The following is a 19,263-nucleotide window of genomic DNA, read 5'->3' as shown; positions in this document are numbered from 1 at the left end:
TTGCCTTCGGCTATATCCTTCCCACTACCGGGCGGATTCGGGACTTTAACCCGTTAGAAACGTGCGCCGCTAGGCGCACTCACAAAAAGACCGTTTCCAAATGGAATCCATTTGGAAACGGTCTTTTAAGCTTTCGCATATAAAATCTTATTGATCGATTTAAAAAAATTATCTTCTTCTCAGGAAATCCGGAATCTGAATGTCTCTTTCCTGTACATTACTGGAAGGTGTGCGCAGTTTTCCGTTTGACGGAGCTGTGCCCGCCTGTCTGCCGGCCTGTGTAGCACTTCCGATCGTTCTCTGGAAAAGACTGGACTGTGGCTGTTCATTGCGGCTGTCCTGTGATACTTTTCTGCTGTTTACTGTCGGCTGTGTTGCGGTAGAAGAATCCAGACCGGTAGCAATCACGGTGATGCTTGCTTCGTCTGTGTAAGTATCATCATACATAGCACCAAAGATAATGTTTGCATCATCACCGGCAAGCTCCTGTACATAGCTTGCTGCATCGTTTGCATCCATAAGAGAAATATCTCCTGAAATATTGATGATAACGTGGGATGCACCTTCGATCGTAGTCTCCAGAAGCGGGCTGGCCACTGCCTGTTTGACTGCTTCGAGTGCTTTGTCGTCTCCTTTTGCATGTCCGATACCGATATGTGCGATACCCTTGTCTGTCATAACCGTCTGTACATCGGCAAAATCCAGATTAATCAGTGCCGGAAGGTTGATCAGGTCGGTAATACCCTGTACTGCCTGCTGCAGAACCTCGTCTGCTTTCTTGAGAGCTTCCGGCATCGTGGTACGGCGGTCTACGATTTCAAGCAGCTTGTCATTTGGAATTACGATCAGTGTATCTACATTTTTCTTGAGGTTTTCAATACCTGCAAGTGCGTTATTCATGCGGGTTCTTGCTTCAAAACGGAAAGGTTTTGTCACAACGCCGACAGTCAGGATGCCCATCTCTTTTGCAATACCTGCAACTACCGGGGAAGCACCTGTTCCGGTACCGCCGCCCATACCACAGGTAACGAATACCATGTCTGCACCCTGCATAGCCTGTCTGAGCTCTTCGGAGCTTTCTTCGGCTGCCTGACGGCCAACCTCCGGCTGTGCACCTGCACCAAGTCCTTTTGTTACTTTTTCACCGATCTGAATTGTGTTCGGTGCTTTGCAAAGCTGCAGTGCCTGCTTATCGGTATTGACACCAATAAATTCTACACCTGCGATCGCTTCATCAACCATTCTATTCACAGCGTTATTGCCTGCACCGCCCACACCGATTACGATGATCTTAGCCGCAGACTCAGCTTCGTTTGTCATAATTTCTAACAAGGGTATTTCCTCCTTCGCATATGCATCTCTATTCTTCTATAATATAGTTATTTGCCCAAATAATCAAGACAATTTTAAAATTTCTTATTAAAAAGCTAGTTTCGCCCATCGAACCACGGCCGGAACTGTGCAATATTCCCATCATCCGTGTCACTAATTGATGTAAGAACCTGTATATGGATCAATATAGCCGTATCCATCGGTAATAATATTGCCATTTTCATCGGTATAATTATACTCATCACACTGCGTCGTCGTTACTCCGGCAGCATCGGTATAGGTCTTGTTTCCATCGGCATCGGTCGAAAAAGTACCGTCTGTTTTTGAGTACATTCTGCCTCCGCCTTCCTGTGTTTCCTGCGTGGAAGTTTCAGACTCGCTGCTTCCGTCAGTCGAGGCCAGATCTTCCGTACCGCCGCTCTCGTTTTTAAAGGTCACCTGTCCGCTGTTTTCACTGTAGGATTCCATGTACAGTGTTCCATGTCTGCCGTCAAGCTGTGCGTATATGGAGTTGAGTGCCGACATCTTGTCCTCCAGATCCGTATCATCTCCAAGGTTGACCTTGATATCCTCGAACACCAGTGTGATCGTATCTCTTGTATTAAAACGGATCTCATTTGGTACCAGACCGTCTTTGTTCAGTGTCTTGGTCAGAGTTACGATCGTATTGTACATTCCTTCATCCTTCACCGGAAGTTTTTCATATAGTTCTGCTTTTTCAACATCCAGCCCGGTGATCAGTGGAACATCTTCGCTTGGCTGATCCGAGATCTCCACGATCATGCCGTCTTTATCGAAATAAATATAGCTTCCCTGATTCAGGAGATATCCGATCTGCTGTTTTTCTTTTACGGTCACCTGCACTTCAAATGGTGTTCTCAGCTTTGCCTCTGCTCCGTTCAGGAACGGAATGGACTCCTTTACTTTTGCCTGATCGCTGAATTTCCAGAGCAGATAAAGTGAATTCTTGCAGAGACCATCCTGCATGATGGCCTCCTGTATCTCCTCCGCTTTATATTGCTTATTTCCTGAAATTACCAGTTTCCGCACCCGAAACAGCCCAAAAATCACCACCAGACCAAGCACCAGCACGGCCAGCAGAATCAAGATCACTTTTCTTCTTTGCTTTCTTCTGTTCTTCTTTTTGTTCTTCACAGTTTCACCTTTCTGCTTTTTTCTTCGAAATAACCGCTCCAAGCTTTCTTAAATCTCCTGCCAGATCTTCATATCCGCGTTCGATAAAAGCACTTCCGTATACGCGGGTGATCCCCTGTGCCATCAGAGCAGCGATCACAAGTGCCGCACCGCCTCGCAGCTCTTGGGCTTTCACCATCTGTCCGGACAGATGTGCCTTTCCTTCGATCACAGCTTCCCTGCCGTCTGTGGTCACATCCGCCCCCATCCGGTTCAGCCACGGTGCAATTCGGAAGCGTTCTTCAAAAATACACTCCCGAATCACGCTTCTGCCCCTGGCCACGCAGAGCGTTGCAAGCAGCTGGGACTGCAGATCCGTCGGAAAACCGGGATACGTCTCTGTACAGACCACAGGAAGCGGATTTATCGCTTTTCTTCCATCCAGGTAAAATCCATCTTCCCTGTTCTCATACACTGCACCCATCCTGCCAAGCACATCCAGGACGGACTCCATATCGGATGGACGCATCCCTTCCAGACAAATCTCGCCTCTGGTCGCTGCCGCTGCAAACAGATAGGTGCCTGCCACGATCCGATCCGGCATCAGCGTGTAGGTGCTGTCCCTCAGATGGCTGACTCCTTCTACCAGGATACAGGAAGTTCCCTCTCCTTCGATCTTTGCACCTTTTTCACGCAGAAATCTGCAAAGTTCTGCAATTTCCGGTTCTTTTGCACAGTTTTCAATCCGGGTACGCCCTCTGGCATAAACAGCCGCAAGAATGACATTTTCCGTGGCACCGACACTTGGAAAACGAAGATGAATCCTGGTCCCGCAAAGGCCGTCTGTCTCTGCACAGAGCATGCCGTCTGTCTCTTCAAAGACAGCTCCCATCTTTCCAAGGGAGGTGATATGGATGTCGATCGGCCGCATCCCGATGATACAGCCTCCCGGAAACGGCATTTTCGCCCTCCCGGCTCTTCCAAGCATCGATCCGAGCAGAATGATCGTGGAACGCATCCGCTCGCCGAGCGATGCTGCGACCTCAAAATGTTCTGCTTTTGCAGCATCTATGATCAGCGTCCCTTTGTCTTTCTGTACCGTACAGCCGATATTCTCCAGTATTTCAATCATCACATCAACATCACGAATCGCCGGAACATGATGCAGCGTCGTCCTGCCCGGATGCAGAATGGATGCCGCCATCAAAGGCAGGGCCGCATTTTTGGAACCCTGAAGTGTGATACTTCCGTGCAGAGGTGTTCCACCTGTTATTTCAAAGTATTCCACCCAAACCCCTCCGCTTACTCAATCTGGAAATTGCTTCTATAAAATTATCATATGCACTTTTTCTCGCTTTGCCACCGGCTGACTGCCAAAACCAGCCCCATCTCCGAGAGCAGAAACAAAACGGAAGTACCTCCATAACTGATAAACGGAAGTGTGATCCCGGTATTCGGAATCGTGTTTGTCACAACGGCTACATTTAAAATCACCTGGATCGCGATGTGCCCCATGGCTCCCGCCGCGATCAGTGACCCGAAAAGATCCGGTGCATGTACAGCAATCACCATAAACCTCCAGATCAGCACCAGAAAAACAAGCATCAGGATCGTGGCACCGACAAATCCAAGTTCTTCGCAGATGATTGAAAAGATCATATCATTCTGTGCCTCCGGCACGAATCCGAGCTTCTGGATGCTCTCGCCGAATCCTCTGCCGAACAGTCCGCCGGAACCGATCGCATAAAGTCCCTGGATTGTCTGATAGCCCTTTTCGTAAGCCTCCGGATTCTTCCAGATGGCGATCCTCTCCAGGCGGTAAGACTCCATCCCAAGGAACAACGCCATCATACCTGCTCCGGCCGCCGCGATCCACACAAACTGCATATATCTTTTGTCCGATACAAACACTACGATCACTGCGATGCCGAGAATGATGATCGCCGTACTTAAGTTGTTCGTCCCTACCAGTGCCACGATCGGCAGTACCAGAGCAATCACAAACACCAGGTTCAGAAAACTGTTCCTTTTTTTCTTCTGTCTTCCGACCATTCTTGCCAGAAACAGAATCACGGCAAGTTTGGCAAACTCGGACGGCTGAAAGGAAAGAGGACCAAGTGAGAGCCATCTTCTGGAACCGTTGTAAGCATTGCCCGCAAATAATACCAGGGTGGATAATGCAAGGGAGATCAGATAGGCTGCGATGGCATATTTTTCAAAAATATGGTAATCCATACAGCTGATCAGGTACATGGCAAGCATCCCGAGTGCCGCTGCAAAAAACTGCTTTTTCATATAATAAAAAGCATCTCCGAAGCGGACACTCCCATTGTAGGAACCGGTGCTGTATAACACTGCCAGCCCAAAAACAACAAGAAACAGCACCATGCATACCAGCAGTACATCTCCTCTGCCGGATTTTGTTCTCATTGCATCACTCCCTGCATTCCCGTATTATAAATTTCTTACTAATTCTTTGAATCTTCTCCCGCGGACTTCATAGCTTGGGAACATATCCCAGCTCGCACATGCCGGTGAAAGAAGTACGGCATCGCCGCTTTCTGCATTTTCTGCACAAACTTTGACGGCTTCTTCTAGGTTTTCTGTCATGATGATGTTATCAAATCCACACTTACGTGCTGTTTCTGCAATTTTTTCTTTTGTAACACCGAGCAGTACCAGATATTTTACTTTGCCGTCAAAAGACTGAATCCATTCCGTGTAATCGGAGCCTTTGTCATATCCGCCTCCGATCAGCAGAGTCGGGCGTGACATCGCCTGGATGCCTTTGATCGCCGCATCCGGATTGGTTCCTTTGGAATCGTTGTAATAAACAACACCGTTTTTCTCTGTCACAAACTCAATGCGGTGTTCTACTGCCTGGAATGCTTTTACTGCTTCCTGGATCTTTTCAAGCGGAACGCCGTAAGATAATGCCATGCCGGCTGCTGCCATTACGTTTTCGTAGTTATGTTTGCCGACGATATTTAAATCCTGTGTTTTGCAGATTGCAAGTTTCTGACTCTCATCTGCATACCAGATCGTCTCATCTTCCAGATAAAGTCCCTGTTTCAGTTTACGCTCACTGCTGAAAAATAATACCCTGATCTGAAGATTTTCTCCAAATGCACGCAGGATTGGATCTTCGTAGTTGAGGACACAGGTATCTTCGGATGTCTGATTTTTGGTGATGAGCTCTTTGACTCTTATGTACTCTTCCATGGTATGATGGCGGTTCAGATGATCCGGTGTGATATTTAAGATCGCACTTACCTTGGGATGGAACTGATCGATCGTCTCCAGCTGAAAACTGCTGATCTCCGCAACGGTCACACTTTCTTCTGTCATCTTCGGAGCTGCCTGCGTATAAGGATTTCCAATGTTTCCAACGACATAAACGCTCTCTTTCCAGCATTTCATGATCTCACCTAAAAGGCTGGTTGTTGTCGTCTTTCCGTTCGTGCCGGTGATCGCCAGAACATCGCCTTTTGCGTTTTCATATGCCAGCTCTACTTCACCCCAGATGCGGATGCCGGCTGCTTTCATTTTTTCTACCACCGGCAGATCTGTCGGTACACCAGGACTTAATACCACAAGATCCAGCTCTTTTAACTGCTCATCACTGATCTGCCCGATCAGGATCTGTGCCTTGCTTGCGGAAGGCAGTTTCATGCGGATTGCTTCCTCGTGAAGCTTTTCATTGCCATCAAACAAAATCACAGTTGCACCGCTTTTTTCCAGAAGCTCACAGGCTCCGATGCCGCTGATGCCGCTTCCGAATACCAGGACCTTTTTATCTTTAAAATCCATCTTCTATTCTCCTCCTCGATGTTCGTATCTTATACTATGCTGTCAGAATTAAAAACCTGAAGCTATGATGTCTTGCTATGGCTTAATACTCCACCTTGATATCTGTTTATGATACCAGAACGAGTCCCAGCAAGCACAACAGTGCTGTCACAACGGTAAAGACTGCCACAACTCTGGTCTCAGACCAGCCACAAAGCTCAAAATGATGATGAATCGGGGCCATCTTAAAGAATCGTTTTCCGCCGGTCTTCTTAAAGTAGGTGACCTGGATCATAACAGAGAGTACCTCCACCAGATAGATCAGTCCGACAACCAGGATGATCCACGGCATTTTCAGCACATAGGCTGCACCTGCCACAAATCCTCCAAGTGCCAGAGATCCGGTATCTCCCATAAATACCTGTGCCGGATAGACGTTAAATAACAGAAATCCGAGCAGTGCACCGGTAACCGCTGCCGTGATTGGCTCAATGCCGCCGCCAAGCCCGATGGATACAGCAGTAAAGAATACAGCGACCATTGTCGTAACGCCTGTTGCCAGTCCGTCAAGTCCATCGGTAAAGTTGACTCCGTTGACTGTTCCGATCACTGCCAGATAAACCAGCGGAACCGTGATCCATTTGCAGTCAAAATACTGATCGCTGAACGGGATCCTCATCGTCAGGAAACTTTTGTCCACGATCAGGATATACGCCAGAAAAATGGTCGTAACAATGATCTGTCCGAGCATTTTCTGCTTCGGAAGCAGACCGTCGGATCTTCGAAGCACAACTTTCAGATAATCATCCAGAAATCCGATGATACCAAAACCCAGTGTCAGAAACAGAACCGGGATGATGTTCGGATATCTGCGGACAAAGAAAAGAGAGGTGACCAGCACACTGATCAGAATGATCAGTCCTCCCATAGTCGGCGTGCCTGCTTTTTCAAGATGGGACTGTACACCTTCGGTTCGTTCCGTCTGACCGATCTTCAGTCTTTTCAGGAATGGGATAATGATCGGACTCAAGACGACACTGATTGCAAAGGATGCCAGCAATGCAATGATTACTTCTGTACTTATTTTCATATTTACCTCCTGCTGCCGCATAACGGCGGCCTCGTTTTCTGGTTGTCAGGCCGCTTGTCTGCGACGCATAACTCTATGCTAGTATAAAACTTTTCCTCTTTTTTCGCAACTGTTTTATCTTAGTCGGAAAAGACTCCCCTTCTGTTTTATTCAGCAGACAGCAAATATTCGACTTGATCCATTGTTCTGACCGCATCCGTTTCCTGTGCAGCTTCTTTTTCGATTCCGAGATAAGGCAGAATATTTTCAAAAACCGTCCGCATGACCGGGGCACAGATCGTTCCTCCATAATATACGCCCTGCGGATTGTTTATAATACAGATTCCAAGGATCCTGGGATCTTCTGCCGGAACAAATCCAAGAAAAGAGGAAATGTATTTATTTGCACTTCGCGGCAGTGTCTCGGAAGTCGCTGTCTTTCCTCCTATATGATATCCTTCGATATAGGCCTTTTTGCCGCCTCCTTCGGAAACGACTTTTTCGAGAATCGTCCTCATTGTCTTGGAAACCTGCTCCGATACGATCTGTTTTCCTTCCTTATAAGAAAGTGTTTCCAGCAAAGTACCGTCATCTTCCCGCACTTCCACCCCAAAATGCGGCGTGATCTGATGGCCGCCATTGATCAGGGAACACACCGTTGCCGCCAGACGGATCGGCGTGATCTGAAAGGACTGTCCGAACGAGATCGTTGCCAGTTCCACCGGCCCGATATCCTTTTTCTGATGCATGATCGTCCCTGCCTCTCCCGGAAGATCAATCCCAGTCTTTTCGAGCAGACCGAACTGCTGAAAATACCTGTAAAAAGCATCTGTCCCCAGCCGCTGTCCCACTTCAATAAAAACCGGATTGCAGGAATTCATGACCCCCTGCACAAACGTCTCACTTCCATGACCGGTCGTTTTATGGCAGCGTATCCTCCTGTCATCGACAATCCGAAATCCGGGACAGCTGAAAGTATCTTCCGGTGTTACAACGCCCTCTTCCAGAGCTGCCGATGCCGTTATGATCTTAAATGTCGAACCCGGCTCATACGTGTCGTTGATGCAGCCATTTCGCCACATTTTGTTTCTTTCATCCTGAATTTCCTGCTGTGACATGCCATTCGTACTTTTTTTCAGGTTAAACGGATCATTCAGATCGTATTCCGGTACATTTACCATCGCCAGGATCTCCCCGTTCCCGGGCCGCATCAGAATAATGGAGACGCTGTCTGCCTGTTTCTGTTCCAGTGCCTGGTAAGCCGCCTGCTGTGCATACTCCTGCAGGTTTGCATCCAGGCTTAAGATTAGATTTTTCCCGGAAACCGGCTCTTTTCTTCCTTCTCCGGTGTCGGATAATTCCACACCTCTAGCATCCGTCATGGTCAGAATCTGCCCGTCTGTTCCTTTTAAGATGCTCTCATATTTGACTTCCAGTCCCACGATCCCCTGATTGTCACTTCCGGTAAATCCAAGCACTTTGGAAGCCAGATTTCCATATGGATAATTTCTCTTATAGTCTTCATCCACTTTCACGCCAGTTAGATCGTATTCTCTTATTTTATCCCCGGTCTGTTTATCCACATTCGTTTTGATCCGCTCAATGGAACTGTTCTTTTCCACGCGTTTCTTGACCTGGTCACGCTCCAGCCCCAGTTCTTCTGTCAGCACATCGATCACTTTTTCCGGCTCTTTGATCTGACTGTGGATCACAGAAATCGTACATACCGTCTTATTATCTGCCAGCACTTTTCCGTTGCAGTCCAGAATTTTTCCGCGGGCCGCTTTGATACTTCGCTCCCTCTCATGGAGATCCTGTGCTTTTTCGCTGTAATAATCTGCCCGAAGCAGCATCAGATACCCCAGCCGCCCAATCAGAAAAAGCATCGCCGCCATGCACAGTGCAAAAACAGCCACGATCTTTTTGCGGTGAAATGTTTTGATCTTTACAAACAATACAAAAAACCTCACAAAAGCTTTCTATTATTATATCGCTGCTTCTGTGAGGTTAAAACTGCAAATTCTTTATATGATGCCAGGGTCAAAAGGTCTAAATCCACATGAGCTTGCTCATAAGTGGATGAAAGACCTTGGGACCCGCCCAGATATGAGCATAAAAGTGGGATGATAATCCCACGATATGCGAATACTGGAGAGGATTGTGGGAGTGCAACGCACGGAACAATCCGTAGGCATCATAGTTGAGGACTTTTGACACCCACATCTTTATATCTTAACCAAATCAAGGAAGTCCCCTGCTTCAATTGCGAATATCCATTTGACTAATAACTGTTATTATTTTCATCAATACCAAGCTTTTCGTTGGTGATCCAGTCCTGCGTACTCACGCCGTCACCACTGTCCTGTGACTGGAGCGGAGCCGGTATATTTGAATTAAACGCCGATCCCTCATCGTCCGTCGTACCCTGCGTCGTGGAATCGCTGCCACTGATCACATTTCCATAAGCATCCGTCTGTGATGTCTGAGCATCGGTTGTGCCTGTCGCAGAGGATGTACTGCCGGATGTCGTTCCAGAGGAAATGACATTTCCGTACTCGTCCGTTTCAGCGGTCGTACCGGAAGAGATGACATTTCCGTACTCGTCCGTCTCAGCGGTCGTTCCGGAAGAGATGACATTTCCGTATTCATCTGTCTCCGTTGTCTCTGATTTTTCTTTGATCAGAGCTGCGTTTCTTCCGTTTTCCACATCTTCTCTGGTCAGTTCCAGCTCCTGAAGCAACTCATCTGTGATCTCTTCCGTCTGTGGAATGTTCAGATACGGAAGCACTTCCATCATGATCTTTCTGGAAATGATCATAGAGTAACCACCAGTTTCCTGATTTTCAACGTTTGGCTCATCGACAACAACATACACTGTAAGCTGCGGATCATCCACCGGTGCACATCCGATGAAAGATACCAGATATTTTCCTTCCCAACGTGTTCCGGTCTCCGGATTGATCTTCTCTGCAGTACCTGTTTTACCTGCCACACGGTAGCCCGGCACTCTTGCTTTTTTTCCGGTACCATCCAGAACAGTCTGCTCCATGGCACTTAACACAAAATCTGCATTTTTCGTGGATACCGGCTGACGCAGAAGGACCGGATTGATATTCTTTACCACTCCGCTGTTATCATCCAGGATCTGCTTTACCATATGCGGCTCATAATAATATCCGCCGTTTACCACTGCATTAAATGCCGCATATTCCTGGATCATCGTGCTGGTAAAAGTCTGACCGAAGGTATTGGTCGCCAGCTCTACCTCGTGCATGCTGTCCCTGTCATACAGTACACCGGTACTTTCGTTCGGAAGGTCGATCCCTGTCCGGCTTCCGAAATTAAACAGTCTCTGGTATTTCAGGAATGGTGTGATCTGCATTTTCATTCCGATCTGCATCATCGCATCGTTACAGGAATTTTTGATAACATCACTTAACGTCTCATCTCCATGACCGTAAATATTATCACATTTGATTTCTGTATCGGTGACAAATTCTCCACCGTCACAGACGTAGGTAGCATCTGTCGTGATCGCACCCATCTCCAGTGCCGATGCTACCACGATCGGTTTAAACGTAGAGCCAGGCTCAAAACTTTCGGATACGCAGTAATTGTACCATTTCTCATTCAGAGCATCTGATTTTTCTTCCTCTGTCATGGATTTCAGCTCTGCGTCCGTATACTTGTCGCTTAAATCGTCCGGATCCGTGAGGTCAAATCCGTGGTTGCTCGCCATCGCATAAATCTCGCCGTTCTGCGGATTTCCGACGATGACACCGATGTTTTTCGCACCTTTGCCGTCCTCGGCATCTTTGCCGTACTCTGCATCAAATTCAGCGATGTACTTTTCCACAACCTGCTGGATGTTGATATCCAGGGTGGAAACGATTGTATTTCCATTGGTCGGTTCAACGATCGTCCTCTGCAGGTCGGAGTTCTCATCCAGATAACCGAACTCTCTGCCGTCTGTCCCGCTCAAGACATCTGTGTAGTAAGATTCCAGCCCGCTTGCACCGCCGGAATTGCTTCCGACTCCGATCACATTGCTCGCAAGTGTTTTCAGCGGATAATCCCGGACGTAATCTTCTTCAAACCAGACACCCTGAACACACCGCCGCCTTGCAAGGTCTGTCTTGGTGTACTCCTTTTCAGAATCGATCTCCGTATAGTCCTCAAATGTCTGCTTTTCTTCCAGAGAAATGCCCTTTTTCAGAACCTGATAACGACTACCGGATGTTGCCGGATCAGTGATCAGTGAACGAAGCTCTGCTTCATCCAGACCTAATGTTTTCACAAGTGCATCGATCGTCGGTTCAATGTAATCAATTTCCTGCTCTTTCAGCTTTGCCTGTTCTTCTTCATCACCACCGTTTACCGCTACACAGTCGAGAATGACATTATAGACCTTTTCACTTTTTGCAAACACATTTCCATTGCGATCCTGGATCTCTCCGCGTTTGTATGGGATCGTTCTGCTGTCATACTGTTTCTGTGACAGCACCTGTTTTGCATAGTTATCGCCGTTTTTGGCTGTAATATATACAATTCTTAAATTTAATCCCAGTAACACAAACAAAACTAATGCAAAACTTCCCACCAGTTTTTTCTGCATTAGTTTTGAAAAGTGCTTTCTTTTTTTTCTTTTCTTTTCTGCCACTTTATACCACCTGTCTGATTACTCACTCTGTCGGAACATCACTGTACTGTCTTACATAGTCGCTGCTCTTGTCATCGTAAGTTTTCACCTGTTCTTCTCCGGCATAAACCATACCCAGTTTGTTGATGGCAATATTGCGGATCGTCTCCAGATCTACGGACTTCAGTGCACTTTCATAGGCAGCATCATTGCGTTCTTTGAGATCTGCAAGCTTGGCCTCCTGTGTCGCCACCTGATTACGATAGGATGTATTCAATGCCTGTTTCTGAAGAAAGTTGATGCATGAAACAACCACGATCATTCCTGCAATTCCAAGAAAGATAACGTCACGCAGATGCATCTGCAGTGCACGTGCACGGTTGCGTCTTGTTTTGGCACTCGTCCGTTTTCTGCGTCGCGGCTGTTCCTGTCTTCTCTCGGTTTCTCTCTTTTCCGGTACAGGGCGAGTCTGTAATTTGCGAACGGTACTGCCATCAATATAAGCATATCGACCTGTCTGTCTTATGTTATCATCTCTGCGATAATTTCTCTCTGCCATATCGACCCTCCTGTCTCTTACATTTGTCTCTGTTTACCTGTTTCATGACTCCTCTTCCTCCCGTCTTCTTTCGAAAACACGAAGTTTGGAGCTTTTTGCTCGTTTATTATATGTCAGTTCTTCCTCACCCGGTATAATCGGCTTTCTGGTGACCACAAAGCCCTTGGATTTCCTGCCGCATACGCAGACAGGAAACTCCCTTGGACATATACACGGATTTTCATTTTTTCTGAAGTTGTTTTTTACGATTCGATCTTCCAGCGAATGGAATGTGATCACACAGATCCTTCCTCCGTCATTCAAAAAATCGATCATGCTGTCCAGCGAATCCCTTAAAACTTCCAGTTCTCTGTTCAGTTCGATTCGAATTGCCTGAAAGGTCTTTTTGGCCGGGTGTCCGCCTACTGCTCGGACTTTCATAGGTATGGCTGCTTTTATGATTTGAATTAACTCCCCAGTTGTTTCAATTTCTTTCTGCTGCCTTGCATTTACAATGTGCTTCGCGATGTTTTTTGCGAACTTCTCTTCGCCGTAATCGCGGATGATACGGTACAGCTCCATCTCGCTGTATCCATTCACAATATCTTTTGCGGTCATATCCTGACGCTGATCCATCCTCATGTCAAGCGGTGCGTCTTCGCGGTATGTAAATCCCCGCTCAGCCGTATCCAACTGGTAGGAGGATACCCCGAGATCCAAAATAATCCCATCTGCCGATGAAATGCCAATGCTTTTCAGTTCCTTTACCATATTGCAGTAATTGCTGCGAATAATAGTAACTTTATCTCCAAACTCCCCTAATCGCTCCTTTGCCGCTTCGATCGCAGCTGCATCCTGATCAATGCCGATCAGCCTTCCTTTATCCGAAAGATGTCTGCATATTTCATAAGAATGCCCTCCGCCACCTAACGTGCCGTCCACGTATATGCCGTCCGGTTTGATCTGCAAAGCTTCAATGCTTTCCTTCAGTAGTACAGATTTGTGTTTAAATTCCATATTGTCCTCCCCAGGCTATATGCAAAGTCCCAAATCCGACATCTGCTCTGCAATATCGTCCATGTTATCGCAGGAATTATTTTCCATCCATTTGGTTTTGCTCCATATTTCAATCCTGTTTAACATACCGGCAAGCACTACATCTTTCTCAAGACCTGCAAATTCTCTCAGCGGTAACGGTAAGAGAATTCTCCCCTGCCTGTCCAGTTCACATGGTGTAGCTCCCGCCACAAAAAACCGGGAGAACTGCCGTGCATTTTTGTTTGTAAGCGGTAATGCTTTTAATTTTTCTTCAAAGATCTGCCATTCATTTCCCGGAAATACAAATAAACATCCATCCAAACCTTTCGTAACGATAAACTCATTTTTCAGTTCTTCTCTGAATCTGGAAGGGATGATCAGTCTGCCTTTGGCATCAACTGTATGATTGTATTCGCCCATGAACATACGGCACACCCTCTTTCGTGCTGTGGCTGTGGTTTTCACTCCATTTTTTACCACTATGCACCATTCTTTACCACTTATGTGTTAATAATATCCCAAAGCACATAAAAAGGCAAGTGTTTCTTGGCGTTATTTTTTATTTTTTTCTGTACATTTCCGCTTTTTTTCACCGTTGTTTGTCACAGATATGTCACCAATCGTAAAAGAATACCGCCGTATTCTTTTGCGAATTACGACGGTATTCTTTTTCGGCTTTCGGAAAAGCAGTCGTCATTTTCTTTCTGCCGTTCTGAAAATATTTCTCAGTTTATTATTTTATCTTTGCTGCTTTTATTTTTACTGCTTTTGTTGTCTTTGCAGGACTGTAGGTTTTCTTTTTCACTGTCACGATACGGTAATAATATTTCATTCCTTTTTTCAGTCCTTTTTTGTCGGTGTATGTGCATTTCGTTCCTTTTTTCAGCACTGCGATCCTCTGATAGCTGCCATTTTTCTTTGTGGAACGATATACCAGATAACCGGTTGCACCCTTCACTTTCTTCCAGCTCAGAACTACGGTTTTGTCCGTTTTGGCTTTTGCCGTCACTTTTGTGGTCGCTTTTGGAAGTGTAATCTTCTTTGCACTGCCCTCTTTGCCGGTCAGACTGCCTTTGATGGCTTTTGCATAGTAGGAAGACGTTCCGCTTACCGGATTCTGATCCAGGAATACGGTTCCGGATGTCTGACCGATCATCGTCACTTTGCTTCCCTTTTTGCGGTAGATCTGATAGCCGGTTGCACCCTGTACTGCCTCAACGGTGATCTGCACTGCCGTCATCTTTTTCTTGGCAATGCTTTTAACGCTTACGATCTGCGGAGCATGAATGGTTTCTGAAGGTGTCGGCTTCGAATCCGGGGTCGGATCTGGCTTTGGCTCCGGCTTTGGTTCTGGCTTTGGATCAATGTCCGGAAGTGGATCCGGGGTTGGTGTTTCGTTCTTCTCCCATTTTGCACAGAGTGTAATATCTGTGCTAACCGGTGTTTCAAAATCATATTTCTGATCTTCCAGATACCATCCAAGGAAGGTATAGCCTTCTTTCTGCGGTGCTTCTTTTTCGCTTGCTTTCTCTCCTTCTTTTACGGAAACGCTCTCTTTTTCTCCGTCCACATCAAAGGTAACGGTATAATATTTTTCCGGTTTTGGTGTCTCACCGCTGCCCCATGCTCCGTCTGCCAGGCTTCTCGGATATTTCTCCGTTGCAGCAGTGGCATCGTCTTTGTAGCTGACTACCTCAAAGTCTGCGGTATTGTTGTTCGTATCTGCAAATCCGATACGGCGGATCGCTTTCTGCTTGCTGATCGTACCGTCCGAAAGTGCACTTCCTTCTACATTTCCTTCGTTTACGGAAACGGCATCTTCGACTTTATTCCCTTTATAAAGCGTTATCTGATATCTCTTATTGTCAATCGTCTGCGTCCATTCCTGATCAAATTTGCTTACCGTAAACTTGATCAAATCCGGTGTGGATGTATCCTGCTGTTCACATCGGATCAGATAGGACGTATGGGACGGTACGCTTCCGAAAAGTGCAAGTTTTACTTCCTGCGGTGTATTACTCTTGCCGTTTGAAAGATATCCGATGCTGTAACCTTCCAGTGAGATTGCATTGTCCGTCGGATTGTAAAGTTCGATAAAGCTGTGGCTTACCGGTGTGCTGTCATTGGCACCGCCGCCGTATACCTGATTGATGATCAGATGATCGTTTTTCAGTTCTTCTTTGATCACGGCATCGGTCGGTGCACTGACAAGGCTTCCTGTTTCTATGGAGCTTGTCACTGCAACGGTGATCACTTTTCCGATTTCCGCCTCTGTCAGTGTATAGTTCTCTCCGTTTGCACCCTCGATTGCTTTTCCGTCTGCCATCCACTGGTAAGACAGTGTTCCGCTGTTATTGGAATCCTGTACGCCAGCACTTAAAACGGCACCGACCTTTGCTTCTCCGCTGACCGTAACCTTTCCGGTCAGTTTTTCTGCGGCGATCGCCTTTGTGAAATCAACATAATTGCTCAAAGATCCGCCGGAAAGCAGATTGCCGGAGGCATCCATGCCTCGTACCTGTACGGTGTTCAGTCCGCCCTCTGTCCTGGTCAGAAGATCATCGGATACTTCAAAAACAGCTTTGCCATTTTCTACGGTCACGGTTGCACCAAGCACACCATTTACATAGAAGCCGACTTTTTTGATGCTGTTATTGTTTTTAACCTCTGCCGTCAGAAGTACTTTTCCTGCTGCTGAAGTTGTCTCTGTCACAGAGATTGCAGAAGATGCCCTGTACTTTCCAAGAGAAGCAAGCAGCGTATCTACACTGGTGAACTGCTGATCCATCCAGTCCAGACGGTTCTTCAGGAAGGTGCGAAGCCGTTCCACTTCACTCTCAAATGTAGAGCGATGCATCAGATAGCCCGCCTGATAATTGGCATTTCCGGATTCCAGCAGATATTCTTTCTGCTGATCCAGGATACCGCCTGTCTTTACAATGTCCTTAAAATTCTGACGGTTTTCTTTGTAACATTCGTAAAGTTTCGTTACAAAATACGGATCTCCGATCAGCGTCTTATACCAGGAATTTGCCTGTGCTTCTGCCGACCTTGTCACGACCATCCATGCCCGGTAATTGCTGGTCTCTCCGGCACTGATCTGGCTGTTGGAGGTCCAGTCCATATCCCATACTGGTCCGATAAAGAGCTTTCCGCCGAGGTCTTTGTACATGTAGGTACTCTTTTTCATGGTTTCCGTGTTCCAGTAAAATTCATTTAACATCAGATAACGGACCAGAGAATCCAGATCCACCAGATCGGTGTAGTGCTTCTTCTCTCCATTGTAGGTCGTATAATAATCCTCGGAATTGATACTGTCCTCGACAGCCTGTACATAGTTCTGCGCCGCTGTAAACAGCTCGGTGTTCGTATTGGCAAACTCCGGATTTTTGAACATGATCGGCTGATTTTTCTTTGTATGGAATTTTGAGACTTCGTCATAATATGCATCCAGCTCAAACAGATATCCGCCGGATACGTCTGTCTTTCCGCTGGAATCTTTCGGAAGATCTGTGTAGTAATCTTCAATCTGATAAGTTTTTCCATTATAACTGAGGCTTCCGCTGGTGATCCATTCCAGATGTTCAGTCATATAATCTTCCAGTGCATCCTTTGCGTCACCCTTGATGCCTTCTTTTTTGGCGATCGCCTTTGCCGCATCACTTGCCACATCTTCCCAGTTGTGGATATTCACTCTGGATTTATCAATCCTTACGTTTCCTACCAGCTGATAATTTCCGGCGTAGACACCGTTCAGGATCACTTCTACATTGGTGGATTTCAGATAGACCATACCCATCTTTCCGGACAGGTCGTAGGATGTCTTGTTACGCAGCAGAGACTCATCCATATAGTTTGCCAGAAGTGCCCAGTGTTTGCTGTTGCCAAATCCGAGCAGATTGGTTTTGGAATCCAGTTTGATCTTATATGGAAGTTTGGAATATCCCATATTCCAGGTACTGTTTCCACGACCGCGGATGGAAATACCGCCGTCATAAAGCGTGGTGTTCGTGCTGTTAAAGCTGTCATTGCCCTGGATCTTCATGGTTGCCTGTTTGTAGGTCTCTTTGCTTGTAATGCCATATCCATCTTCCGTATTGATATAGACAACCGGAAGTTTGCTGCAGTAGATCTTTTTCTCTGCCACGGTCGCTCCGGTACTTTTCAGGCTCGCACGCACTGTGATAAAGGTATTGAGATCCACACTTGTCGGCGTATAACTATCACTGTCTGATAAAGTACTCTTATCTTTCTGCCATACATAAGTAAACTCGGTATCTGCCGGTGCATTTTTTACAGAAGCTTTCATCAGCTGTCCCGGCTTTGCATACTCCCGGTCAAATTCAATCTCCAGATCGGATTTGACGGTTACTTTGACCGTCTTTGTCTTTTGTGTCTTCGATGTGGTCGCAGTCAGCGTCACTTCGGTATCTGCCAGCACGCCTTTTACCTCTGCCCTGCTTCCGTTTATTGTGATCACATCCGGATTGCTGCTGCTCCAGCTGATCGTCTCTTCTCCGTCTTCTCCTGCGTAAGTCAGCGGCAGGGTGAAATCTTTGGTGACAGAAGATGCTTTGTCACCGTTCGCAAACGTCGGTGACGGGATCGGCACCACTACTTTTCCGTCCGTAACTTTTGGCATAACCTGACCGGATTTGGAAATATACCAGTAATCCGCGCCAAGTTTTTCTGCCAGTGCTTCACTTTTCAGGTCACTTTCACTGACGGAACCGCCCTCCGTATAGGCAATTCCGCTGCCTTCCAGATAATAACAGCCTGTAATATTTGCTGTGTTGGAGGACGCTGCTGTATTCTGGCTGTAGCCATTGATCGCATAACCGCCGGAACCTTTGTATGTCACAGTTCCGATATTCAGACAGGAAGTAAGGCTTCCGATCTCACCACCCTGATAAATCCTTCCGATGATGCCGCCACACCGCACCGGTGGTGTGGAAACTGCAGATGTCACATTGACAGAAGCTGCATTGTAAAGGTTGCTCATATGTACACCTGCCGTGTTATTGCGTGACTGACCAATGATACCGCCTACGCCGATCAGGTCACCGCCGTTGTTTGCCGTCACTTCGATGCTGCCGCCCAGCACAGCAACGTTGTCGATCTTTACAAATCCGTCGGCATCTGCTGCCAGCGTGCCGATCGTATCTCCGCCGCCAAGATTATGGCTGATGGATACATCTGTAAATACAATATTTTTCACTTCCGCATAATCCGATGCATCATCGCTTCCGAGCATTGCAAACAGTCCGGACTGACTGATGCGGTAACCGCTGTTGTTTGATCCGTCACACTGGATCGTAAGCCCGGAGATCACATGACCGGCTCCGTCAAACGTACCGTTAAAAACACGTTCACCGGAAACGAGGGCATACTGACTGCCGCCGCTTCCTCCGATCGGTGTCCAGTCACTGCCGGAAAGATCGATATCATCGGTGAGCACATAGTCCCCGTCCATCGGATAGTCCTTGTCTTTGCCTATTTTTTTCAGCTCGTCTGCATTTGAAATCCCTATCTGCCCCGATGCTTCTGCCGCATGGACCTGCCACGATCCCGGAACGATCGTCATACTGGAAACGGTCATCACCAATGCCAGCCCGGTCGCAAGACTCCTCCTTAACAATTTTTGTACTTTTTTCATTTCTACCTCCTGATTTTTCACTCTCTCTTTGTTGTTTTTTACTAATATTTTCATTCTACCACAGGTAT

12 protein-coding genes are annotated in these 19,263 nt (G+C 46.8%); all 12 read right to left on the bottom strand.

Going from position 1 to position 19,263, the window contains the following annotated elements; genetic code table 11:
• Positions 1 to 168 precede the first annotated feature (168 nt).
• The 12 genes from ftsZ to GPK60_RS05735 all read right to left on the bottom strand — a co-directional run bounded on the left by ftsZ (position 169) and on the right by GPK60_RS05735 (position 19,195).
• Positions 169 to 1,332: a cell division protein FtsZ gene (ftsZ, locus tag GPK60_RS05790; protein ID WP_022118339.1), complete on the bottom strand. Its 1,164-nt coding sequence runs from the start codon at positions 1,330 to 1,332 to the stop codon at positions 169 to 171.
• A 153-nt stretch (positions 1,333 to 1,485) separates the two neighbouring features.
• Positions 1,486 to 2,487, bottom strand: coding sequence for a cell division protein FtsQ/DivIB (locus tag GPK60_RS05785; RefSeq protein WP_215659055.1), 1,002 nt, complete (start codon positions 2,485 to 2,487; stop codon positions 1,486 to 1,488).
• A gap of 4 nt (positions 2,488 to 2,491) precedes the next feature.
• Positions 2,492 to 3,754 (bottom strand): UDP-N-acetylglucosamine 1-carboxyvinyltransferase, encoded by a 1,263-nt coding sequence (murA, locus tag GPK60_RS05780; protein ID WP_215659054.1) that lies wholly within the window; start codon positions 3,752 to 3,754, stop codon positions 2,492 to 2,494.
• Positions 3,755 to 3,801: 47 nt separating this feature from the next.
• Entirely contained in the window at positions 3,802 to 4,896 is a 1,095-nt protein-coding gene (locus GPK60_RS05775; RefSeq protein ID WP_022118343.1) for a putative peptidoglycan glycosyltransferase FtsW, read from the bottom strand.
• Positions 4,897 to 4,920: 24 nt separating this feature from the next.
• Entirely contained in the window at positions 4,921 to 6,276 is a 1,356-nt protein-coding gene (gene murD / locus GPK60_RS05770) for a UDP-N-acetylmuramoyl-L-alanine--D-glutamate ligase (RefSeq protein WP_215659053.1), read from the bottom strand.
• 106 nt (positions 6,277 to 6,382) lie between these two features.
• Entirely contained in the window at positions 6,383 to 7,339 is a 957-nt protein-coding gene (gene mraY / locus GPK60_RS05765; protein ID WP_147631319.1) for a phospho-N-acetylmuramoyl-pentapeptide-transferase, read from the bottom strand.
• Between the two features lie 152 nt (positions 7,340 to 7,491).
• Positions 7,492 to 9,210, bottom strand: a complete 1,719-nt coding sequence (locus tag GPK60_RS05760; RefSeq protein WP_346727726.1) for a penicillin-binding transpeptidase domain-containing protein — start codon at positions 9,208 to 9,210, stop codon at positions 7,492 to 7,494.
• A gap of 395 nt (positions 9,211 to 9,605) precedes the next feature.
• A complete protein-coding gene (locus GPK60_RS05755; protein WP_215659052.1) occupies positions 9,606 to 11,939 on the bottom strand; it encodes a penicillin-binding transpeptidase domain-containing protein in 2,334 nt (777 codons plus the stop codon).
• 67 nt (positions 11,940 to 12,006) lie between these two features.
• Positions 12,007 to 12,522, bottom strand: coding sequence for a septum formation initiator family protein (locus GPK60_RS05750; protein WP_022120049.1), 516 nt, complete (start codon positions 12,520 to 12,522; stop codon positions 12,007 to 12,009).
• 42 nt (positions 12,523 to 12,564) lie between these two features.
• Positions 12,565 to 13,518, bottom strand: coding sequence for a 16S rRNA (cytosine(1402)-N(4))-methyltransferase RsmH (rsmH, locus tag GPK60_RS05745; RefSeq protein ID WP_147631159.1), 954 nt, complete (start codon positions 13,516 to 13,518; stop codon positions 12,565 to 12,567).
• Between the two features lie 15 nt (positions 13,519 to 13,533).
• Positions 13,534 to 13,965, bottom strand: coding sequence for a division/cell wall cluster transcriptional repressor MraZ (gene mraZ, locus GPK60_RS05740; RefSeq protein ID WP_022120047.1), 432 nt, complete (start codon positions 13,963 to 13,965; stop codon positions 13,534 to 13,536).
• Positions 13,966 to 14,272: 307 nt separating this feature from the next.
• Positions 14,273 to 19,195 carry a CotH kinase family protein gene (locus GPK60_RS05735; protein ID WP_215659051.1) on the bottom strand — a complete coding sequence of 1,641 codons (4,923 nt, stop codon included), beginning with the start codon at positions 19,193 to 19,195 and terminating at the stop codon, positions 14,273 to 14,275.
• Positions 19,196 to 19,263 lie beyond the last annotated feature (68 nt).

It is taken from the genome of Ruminococcus sp. MCC718 (genome assembly GCF_018783905.1).
Taxonomy (GTDB): domain Bacteria; phylum Bacillota; class Clostridia; order Lachnospirales; family Lachnospiraceae; genus Hominisplanchenecus; species Hominisplanchenecus faecis.
This window is presented reverse-complemented; position numbering and strand designations above follow the sequence as displayed.

Bases quoted from the DNA above. Each gene is read 5' to 3' on its own strand.
- mraZ (WP_022120047.1), bottom strand. From the start codon at position 13,965: ATGTTCATGGGCGAATACAATCATACAGTTGATGCCAAAGGCAGACTG.
- GPK60_RS05760 (WP_346727726.1), bottom strand. From the start codon at position 9,210: ATGCTTTTTCTGATTGGGCGGCTGGGGTATCTGATGCTGCTTCGGGCA.
- murD (WP_215659053.1), bottom strand. From the start codon at position 6,276: ATGGATTTTAAAGATAAAAAGGTCCTGGTATTCGGAAGCGGCATCAGC.
- GPK60_RS05755 (WP_215659052.1), bottom strand. From the start codon at position 11,939: ATGCAGAAAAAACTGGTGGGAAGTTTTGCATTAGTTTTGTTTGTGTTA.
- rsmH (WP_147631159.1), bottom strand. From the start codon at position 13,518: ATGGAATTTAAACACAAATCTGTACTACTGAAGGAAAGCATTGAAGCT.
- GPK60_RS05775 (WP_022118343.1), bottom strand. From the start codon at position 4,896: ATGAGAACAAAATCCGGCAGAGGAGATGTACTGCTGGTATGCATGGTG.
- GPK60_RS05735 (WP_215659051.1), bottom strand. From the start codon at position 19,195: ATGAAAAAAGTACAAAAATTGTTAAGGAGGAGTCTTGCGACCGGGCTG.
- GPK60_RS05750 (WP_022120049.1), bottom strand. From the start codon at position 12,522: ATGGCAGAGAGAAATTATCGCAGAGATGATAACATAAGACAGACAGGT.